The organism is Citrobacter sp. wls826, from assembly GCF_005281245.1.
Lineage (GTDB): Bacteria > Pseudomonadota > Gammaproteobacteria > Enterobacterales > Enterobacteriaceae > Citrobacter > Citrobacter braakii.
The window spans coordinates 144962-153676 of sequence record NZ_SZWS01000054.1; the positions used below are offsets into that span (position 1 = coordinate 144962).

Sequence of the window (8715 nt, forward strand, 5' to 3'; positions counted from 1 at the left end):
TAACCGCGCTCCGCAATAGCATATTTCAGTGACGGAGACGTCAGCACGTCGAGCTCAGTTAAGCGGGGGTAACAGTAGGCACTTTGACGAATAATGTCATCGATAAAGGCCGGATGACACATCACTTCCAGCGAGGACTCTCCCCGGTCTGCTGACGCGTCAAGCGTTTGCAAAAACAGGGCTTCAGAAATCGCTTCGCCATAAAACTCGCTGCTGAATCCCTGGGAAGTCCGTAACGTCTGCGGAAAGTCAGACGCCTGGAATACCGTCTGACGATCGATCCGTAACGCAATCCCCCGTTGGGCAGCAAACCCGGCCACGATAGGGAAAATCTGCGGGAACATATGCACATGGTGATGGCTATCCAGATGCGTTGGCTCCCGCCCGAACAGGTCAATAAAACGCTGATACTGCGCGGCCAGTTCCTGAGAAATTTCATCCAACGGCAAGGTGTCTTCTTCAGCCATCTGCCAGATCCATTTTCCCAGTAACCCGTCACGAGTAAGGCCTGGCATTGCCGTCAACGGCCTGCCCAGCGTCAGAACAAAATGCATCCCAACGGCAAGTTCAGGTATGTCGCGACTCAGCTGTACCGCATGGTCAATGGCTGCGCCATTAACCAGTGCAGTTGTCGAGGTGACCACGCCATTGCGACAGGCTTCAACAATGCCGTAGTTTTGTCCTTTACTCAGGCCAAAATCATCCGCATTTACAATCAGTACGCGTTCCATAGCCGACCTCAGTTAGTGTTGTTCGCTTTTGAGTTTCTCGATACACCCGGCGAAGTTTGGCAGCCATTTTTCATGCGCCAGAATCAGCTCACGCGCCAGAATCTCGGCATCGCTGTCAGAATGCACCAGCGGACTCAGGTTCAACGCCAGCAGCACATCATTCAGCTCGCCGCTCAGTGCCGCATTGCTCGCCGCGACTTCAAAGCCTTTAATGGTATAGATAAGGCCGAGCACTTTCTCATCAAAATGGGTAATACGTGGGTGCGGCGTGGCGCCGTTGCGTCCCAGTGTACAGGTCATCTCAACCGCCCAGTCCGCCGGGATATTGTCAACATGCCCATGGTGCGGAACGTTGACATAGTGCTCGGTCTGTTTGTCGTTGTAGATGGCGTTGATCACTTCACAGGCCGCATCGGAGTAATAGGCTCCACCACGCTGTTCAAGCTCTTTCGGTTTCACGTTCAAATCCGGGTTTTTGTAGAGATCAAACAGTTGTTTCTCCACTTTCTGTACCACCTGAGCGCGAGCGCCGCCCTTATAGTATTCACCCATTTCAATCGCCAGCATCTCTTTTGGCTTGAAGTAATAGAGCAAATATGAGCACGGCAGCAGCTTCAGCGAGCGAATCAACCCTTCACTGAACGGCAGGTCGAAGATGTTCTTCACGGTGGAGGCTTTCAGTTGACCTGAAGCCACGCCATCCAACAGTTCATCAAAGCGTGATTTACCATTCACCAGTACGTCTTTAATAAAGACCATATGGTTCAGACCGAACAGATCGATGGATAAGTCATCGCTCTCTTTCAGCGCCAGCACATCGCTAATGAACATTTTCATGCCGACAGGAATATTACATACACCGATGAATTTCTTAAAATTCGTATGGCGATAGACCGCTTCCGTCACCATCCCGGCCGGGTTAGTAAAGTTAATCACCCACGCATTCGGGCACAGTTCTTCCACATCTTTGACAATATCAAAGATAACCGGAATAGTACGCAGACCTTTGAACAGCCCACCAGCGCCGTTGGTTTCCTGCCCCAGATACCCGTGGCTCAGCGGAATGCGTTCATCCTTTTCGCGAGCTTTCAGTTGCCCTACGCGCAGTTGGGTGGTAACGAAATCAGCATCTTTCAGCGCTTCACGGCGGTCCAGCGTTTTAAACAACTTCATCGGCACGCCAGCTTTATCGATCATGCGCTGGCAAAGGTCAAAAATAATGTCCAGCTTCTCTTTTCCATCGTCGACATCAACCAGCCACAATTCAGAAACCGGTAATTCATGATAGCGCTTAATAAAGCCTTCAAGTAACTCAGGGGTGTAGCTGCTCCCGCCACCGATAGTGACGACTTTTAATTTCTGGCTCATACTTTCTCCCTTCAGTGTCAAAACACTGACGTGTATTATGCTCAACCCGTTTGTCAGGTATAGCGTGGCTGTCCCGACGCTATTTTGGGCAAGCTATAAAAAATGGGTTATTGGCAAATAATATCTACTGATTAAATTCAGTTAATTTCTTACGATAGCTATTAGGTGTAAATGACGTCAGCTTTTTAAACGTTTTAATAAACAGACTTGGACTACTGTAGCCAGATTCGTAAGCAATATCCGTTACAGAATAGTTAGTCATTTCCAGCTGTTTTTTAGCAAAGTTAATGCGGATTTCATTAATGATCTGCATCGGCGTTTTGCTGTAATAACGCTGGGTTGCGCGGGTCAGATACTCCTGGGATTTCGCGGACAGGTGTACCATGTTTTCCAGCGCATTCTCGCTAAACTGCCGTTTGTCATGCATGGTCTCCACGGTGGTTTTAAGCCACTGCGGAATATCATCCAGCACCTGCTCTTCGCGATGATGGCGCAACCGGTTAATAATATAGAAGGTGACCACTTCTACAAATTCATCCAGTCCGCTCTCGCGAAAGTTTAGTGATGCAATAACCGTTTCAATGTAGGTGAGAAACGAATTATTCGCCCGATAGACCTGCGATGCAACGAAACAAAATGGCAGCAGCGGGTGGTAGTGCTGTTCAAAAAAGCGTTTACTGATACCGACGTTCAGGATCCTTGTCGCCCCAAAATCATAAAAACTCTGGTGGTGCGATCCCAATGGAATAAAAACAAAGTCCCCGCGTTCGAGCAATACGCGTTTACCGTTGATTTCCTGATAATAGCGCCCGGTTAAAACCAGGGTAAATTCGTAGTAGTCATGTTGATGCAGCCCGCTGATGCTCTCAGTTTTGTTATAGATGAACACATGGAAATTTTTGCCATTAAACAGCTGCTGCTCATAGACGGTTTTGATTTCCGGTGCGTTAATCTGTAGCTGCATTATGCACTCCTCGCTATTTCAGCTTTTCGTGAAGCTCAATCAGTTCAGTCACCAGCTCACGCGCCAGCATTGATGTCATCAGGTGGTCCTGAGCATGAACCAGCACCAGGCTAACTTTCATTTTACCTTCGCCCTGATCTCCTTCAATCAGTTTCGTTTGCACGAGGTGCGCTTCATTCAGCGCCAGGCGAGACTGGTCCATCATAGCCTTAGCTGACTCGAAATCGCCTTGCTTGGCCATTTTGAGCGCGCCGTACGCCAGGCTACGCGCCTGACCGGAGTTGATGATGAGACCCATCACCACTTCTTCGAGTTCTTCTGCTTCTGACTGCGTGTCGACGATGTTTTCGATATCCAACATACTTTTTTCCTCTGGTTCAGTCCGGCATGACCGTGAAGCCATGCCGGATTAAATTTAGAATTTCAATGCGTTAGCGATATCTTCTTCGCTTTCTTCTTGATCAATAACGTTCTGCGCTTTGTTGGCTACCACCACGAACGGCAGATAAACCAGCGTGGCGATACCAAGGTTGAACAGCGCAACCAGCAGAGCTGCGACGCTACCGTTGGTGTTAAAGAACGCGCCCAAACCGGTTGGCATGGTCCACGGTGCGATGTTGGTAATCGGTGGAATAATGCCGGAGTAATAAGCTGCCAGCGTAATCGCCGCCAGAATCGGCTGCACCAGAATGAACGGGATAAACATCACCGGGTTCATGATGATCGGCAGACCGAACAGGATAGGTTCGTTAATCTGGAACAGGCCTGACGGCAGTGCCAGTTTAGCAACCTGACGATAATCCGGACGACGCGATGCCAGGAAGATAGCGATAATCAGACCCAGCGTAGCCCCGCTACCCCCGAGGAAAATATAGGAGTCGAGCATCGGTTTCGCCCAGACGTGGAAGGTCTTTCCGGCTTCCAGCGCGGCGTCTACGGAACCAAACTGTTGGTAAATGGAGATGTTTTCCAGCGCCCATGGCGTCATGATACCGCTGTCCAGCGCGGTCAGCGCCAGTGAACCATGAATACCGAAGAACCACAGCAGCGGAACAAAAATCACGTAGGCCCAGCCCACTACGCTGCCCAGCGATGCCAGCGGAGTTGAAATGGAATCCATGATGATCTGGTGGAAGTTCGTACCCCAGGTGTTCAATGCCCAGGCGATGATCCCCATAATGGAGAGGATAAGGAAGCCAGGAATCAGCGCAGAGAAAGAGCGCGACACGGATGTCGGTACGCTATCAGGTAATTTAATTACCCAATTGCGACGGACCACAAAGGTGAACATTTCCGCGACCGCGAGGCCGATAATAATACCGGAAATAATATTGGCACCGCCGAGCCAGTTCGCGCCAACGGCATAGGCTTCACCCACGCTATATGGCGTTACGGTCATAAACGCGGCGACGGATAACAGCCCGGCAGCCAGAGAGTCGACTTTGCGTTCTTCTGCCAGCGCCATACCGATAAAGAACGGCGCCATCAATGACATGATACCCAGCGTACCGTTATAGACGTTTCCACCAATGCCTTTCAAACTATTCAGCGTTTCAATAGTTGAAGCATCAAGTCGAATGCCCATTGAATAAAAAAACGACCCCTCCCCAAAGCTCAGGAAAACGTTATTGATTAATACAAACATGGCCCCTGCGAGGGTTAACGGCATTAAACGAATAAAACCGTTTTTGATTGCATTAACGTGTGGCTGCTTTCCAATTTTTACAGCAAAAGGAAGGAGTACCTTTTCAAGTGAAGCAATAGCGTTACTCATAGAAAAATACCCTTAAATACCGCAATTAATAATTGCGGTGAATGTTAATGAAATAACTCTTTGACGGGAAAAATTAAAATAAAATAATTAATTTGCTGCGGCTTTTTTAATTGCTGCAACCGCAGCCTTAAGCACGCCTAAACCATCGACTTTGCCATACAGCAGCGAGTCAATCACTTCCACAGGCTTGTTGGGTAACAAACGCTGAATTTCGGGCAACATATAAGCAATTTGTGGACCTAATAATACAACATCGGCCACTGGACCTTTTTCTCCGGCCAGCGTTTCAGGAAACGCTTCAATAATAACCGGTACTTCGTATTTTTCGGCCTGAGCACGCATCTTCGAAACCAACAATGAAGTCGACATGCCCGCAGAACAAAACAGATAAATGTGTTTCTTTTCCATTAAAACGATCCTCATGTGCGATTATCTGTCACCAGACACTCCGCAAGCCCTAACCTGCATCCATGCTCTGGGTAACTTGCGTCAGCTAAATTACTTTTTTAGGTGGCTGAAATGAGTATACGGGATTGCACCAGCGGATGGTATTTCCTTGACCAACTAAATTGTCTCTCCTTGACCTGGCGTTATGACCACCCTCACACTTCAGGTAAATAATTCGCGTCAATAATTAAGATCGTGTGACATAAAAAAACCGGCGCAGTGGCCGGTTTTCCCGAGTGCTCAGGCAATAAACAGTTGCTACTTCTTCGCTGCCTGCGGGTCGGTGTCGTACTCTGCGCAGGTCTGGTAGCCAGAGTTAATCACGTGTCCGGTGTCATCTAAAGCAACAAAATAGGTCTCAGCTTTACCATCTCGTTGACCCAGGATGTAGGTCTGACACGTCCCACGCGCATGGATCATACTGACTTCGGAAGACGGTTTACCGGCAATCTGCGCTACCTGCGCCCGGCTCATCCCTTTCTTCACATCTTTCACCACGGGCTGAACAAATTGGTCTTTCGTACGATCGTAGGCCGTACACCCTGCCAGCATAGTCAAAACAGCCGCTGCGCTCAGAATTCCTGTTAGATTCTTGTTCATATTCCGTCCTCTTGTATTTCAGCGTGTTATATAAGCCTGGAGCACAACAACGCATTTTTCAAGCAATCAGAGGATACTTAGGTGGTTTCGGAAAATTCTATTAAAACAAAATGATGCTATATCAGGCTCGCATCCCTTGTCGTTTGGGCCTCAACGCGTTAGCTTTAACACATCATTTTTTTGATCATTTTATTTTTCGGAGGGGGTTAAATGACTCTGCAGCAAGAGATAATCCAGGCGCTTGGCGCAAAACCGCACATCGATGCAGAAGAAGAAATTCGCCGCAGCGTGAATTTCCTGAAATCGTATCTGCAGACCTACCCCTTTCTGAAATCGTTGGTGTTGGGAATTAGCGGCGGACAGGACTCAACGCTCGCTGGAAAACTGTGCCAGATGGCGATCACCGAGCTGCGAAAAGAAACGGGTAATGACGCACTGCAGTTTATTGCCGTACGCCTACCGTATGGTGTTCAGGCCGATGAGCGGGACTGCCAGGATGCCATCGCCTTTATTCAACCGGACCGCGTACTGACCGTCAATATTAAGGGCGCGGTGCTGGCCAGCGAGCAGGCCCTGCGTGAAGCGGGTATTGAACTGAGCGATTTTGTGCGTGGCAATGAAAAAGCCCGTGAACGTATGAAGGCACAATACAGTATCGCCGGCATGACCAGCGGAGTTGTCGTGGGTACCGATCATGCTGCAGAAGCCATCACCGGATTTTTCACTAAGTACGGCGATGGCGGTACCGACATTAACCCACTATTTCGTCTGAACAAGCGCCAGGGCAAACAACTGCTCGCCGCGCTGGAGTGCCCGGAGCACTTATATAAGAAAGCACCAACTGCCGACCTCGAGGACGATCGCCCTTCTCTGCCGGATGAAGCCGCACTGGGCGTCACTTACGACAACATCGACGACTATCTGGAAGGAAAAACGCTGGATGCCGACGTCGCGAAAAAAATTGAAGGCTGGTACGTGAAAACTGAGCATAAACGTCGCACACCAATCACCGTGTTTGATGATTTCTGGAAAAAAGCGTAATCCTTTTCCCTTCAAAATGCCGGGTAGCGCCAGGATTGGCACTATCTGGCATTAGCCTGCTGAATCTCATGCCGCTTTTTTAATCGCCCTCAAACTGCTACACTGGATGAATAACCAGCATCTGGAGTCAACAGTGGTACAGCGTCAATCAGCCCCTCGTCTGACATTTGAGGCAGCGGCAATCTATGAATATCCCGAGCACCTGCGCCCGTTTTTGAGTGCGCTTCCCACCGCGCCAGGCGTCTATCTGTTTCACAGTGATAGCGACACCATGCCGCTTTATATTGGTAAAAGTGTCAATATTCGCAGCCGTGTGCTGGCGCATCTGCGTACCGCAGACGAAGCGAGTATGCTGCGTCAGGCCAGGCGCATTAGCTGGATTTGTACGGCCGGAGAAATTGGCGCCCTGCTGCTGGAAGCGCGGCTTATCAAAGAACAGCAGCCCCTGTTTAACAAACGGCTGCGACGCAATCGCCAGCTGTGTGCCTTGCAGCTTACCGATCGAACGGTTCAGGTGGTTTACGCACGAGATATTGATTTCTCCCACGCACCCAATCTGTTTGGCCTATTTGCCAACCGCCGCGCGGCGCTACAGACGCTGCAAAGCCTCGCCGATGAACAACAGCTGTGCTACGGCCTGTTGGGGCTGGAACCCCTCAGCCACGGGCGCGCCTGTTTTCGCTCCGCGCTTAAACGCTGCGCCGGAGCCTGCTGCGGGAAAGAAAGCCCTGAAGCACATCATTTGCGTCTGGTAGAAGCCCTGGAAAGAGTGCGCGTAATCTGCTGGCCGTGGAGCAATGCCATTGCGCTGCAGGAAACCCGCGCTGAAATGACGCAGTACCATATCATCAATAACTGGCTGTGGCTGGGAGCCGTTTCAACGCTGGATGAGGCAACTACACTGGCGCGAATGCCGGCCGGCTTTGATCAAGATGGCTACAAAATTCTCTGCCGGCCAATTCTGTCTGGTCAATATGACATTATTGAACTGAGTCCGGAGAATGCCCCGGCATCCAGTTAATCTCGCTGAACAGCAGTTTCCCCTCGCGCTCCAGCAGTCGTAACGTGTGTTTACCGTCGTGCCAGCTTGCACCCTGATCGACGGTCAACAACTTATCACCCAGTTGCCAGGCTCCGCTGATAACAAACACCACGCCGCCGCGCGAACCAAAGGTCGTAAAGGTGCGATCGGCAACTCTGACTTTTGCCTGGCAGACATCCCGTCGGGTCATGATATTAAAATCCATCGACATCTGCCCTTCCGTCAGCTTCGCTTTTACCACCTTGTCACCGGCAAAGGTAAAAGGCTGATGCTGTTTCAGGGTATGCGTGAAGGTGTTCGGCTCTTCCAGCGTCACTTCTCCGCCTTCCAGCAGGGTAATCACGCGTTCTACGCCAGGAAAAAGAGAAAACTCTCCATTCGCTGCGATGGAGGCGATACTCGCCCGCCAGTGAAAATCTCGTGTTGCTGGCGGAAAACAGCAAATCTCACGCGTTTCTCCCGCACCATTTCGCCACAGATTGACCGGCATTTTGCGGATATCAAAGTATTCCATCATCCCTCCAGAAAGGCGCAGCACGGCAGCCCACCGTAAACAGGCAGCCATAAATCATCATTGTTATGTTCACCCTGCAGATTATTGTTATCGGCAGCAGAGTTGATTTGCCTTAGCGATGAACCCGGTGTTTTGCAAAAAAGAACAACGCGCCCTCCAGATGGAATTTTCGCGGGCTTGAGGAGAATAACGTGTCACAAGCGCGGTGCAAGAGGCAGCAAAGAAAAAACCGCC

At 50.1% G+C, this 8715-nt stretch carries 10 protein-coding genes; 2 read left to right on the plus strand and 8 right to left on the minus strand.

The features are described from left to right. From chbG to osmE, 7 genes are all read right to left on the minus strand, one after another. Positions 1–731: chitin disaccharide deacetylase (gene chbG / locus FDW87_RS14720; protein WP_137379930.1), on the minus strand; the 731-nt coding region annotated here is incomplete at its 3' end. 12 nt (positions 732–743) lie between these two features. Continuing rightward, positions 744–2099 carry a 6-phospho-beta-glucosidase gene (locus FDW87_RS14725; RefSeq protein WP_016152854.1) on the minus strand — a complete coding sequence of 452 codons (1356 nt, stop codon included), beginning with the start codon at positions 2097–2099 and terminating at the stop codon, positions 744–746. 124 nt (positions 2100–2223) lie between these two features. Continuing rightward, a complete protein-coding gene (gene chbR / locus FDW87_RS14730) occupies positions 2224–3066 on the minus strand; it encodes a transcriptional regulator ChbR (protein WP_085951046.1) in 843 nt (280 codons plus the stop codon). Between the two features lie 10 nt (positions 3067–3076). Further along, a complete protein-coding gene (chbA, locus tag FDW87_RS14735; RefSeq protein WP_003030618.1) occupies positions 3077–3424 on the minus strand; it encodes a PTS N,N'-diacetylchitobiose transporter subunit IIA in 348 nt (115 codons plus the stop codon). A gap of 54 nt (positions 3425–3478) precedes the next feature. Then, positions 3479–4837 carry a PTS N,N'-diacetylchitobiose transporter subunit IIC gene (gene chbC / locus FDW87_RS14740; RefSeq protein WP_003030619.1) on the minus strand — a complete coding sequence of 453 codons (1359 nt, stop codon included), beginning with the start codon at positions 4835–4837 and terminating at the stop codon, positions 3479–3481. A gap of 87 nt (positions 4838–4924) precedes the next feature. Further along, positions 4925–5245 carry a PTS N,N'-diacetylchitobiose transporter subunit IIB gene (gene chbB, locus FDW87_RS14745; protein ID WP_003832547.1) on the minus strand — a complete coding sequence of 107 codons (321 nt, stop codon included), beginning with the start codon at positions 5243–5245 and terminating at the stop codon, positions 4925–4927. Between the two features lie 297 nt (positions 5246–5542). Next, the gene (osmE, locus tag FDW87_RS14750) at positions 5543–5884 is read right to left on the minus strand and encodes an osmotically-inducible lipoprotein OsmE (protein WP_003030621.1); all 342 of its coding nucleotides are present in this window, start codon (positions 5882–5884) and stop codon (positions 5543–5545) included. 210 nt (positions 5885–6094) lie between these two features. On the opposite strand from osmE, the gene nadE reads away from it, so the two are divergent. Together nadE and cho are read left to right on the plus strand one after the other, a co-directional pair. Next, positions 6095–6925: an ammonia-dependent NAD(+) synthetase gene (gene nadE, locus FDW87_RS14755; RefSeq protein WP_137379887.1), complete on the plus strand. Its 831-nt coding sequence runs from the start codon at positions 6095–6097 to the stop codon at positions 6923–6925. A gap of 106 nt (positions 6926–7031) precedes the next feature. Next, complete coding sequence (gene cho / locus FDW87_RS14760; RefSeq protein WP_087121838.1) at positions 7032–7946, plus strand: excinuclease Cho; 915 nt, start codon at positions 7032–7034, stop codon at positions 7944–7946. On the opposite strand, the gene ves is transcribed toward cho, so the two are convergent. After that, positions 7906–8481, minus strand: a complete 576-nt coding sequence (ves, locus tag FDW87_RS14765) for an environmental stress-induced protein Ves (protein ID WP_016152850.1) — start codon at positions 8479–8481, stop codon at positions 7906–7908. The two genes, cho and ves, sit on opposite strands and share 41 nt — an antisense overlap. Positions 8482–8715: the final 234 nt, after the last annotated feature.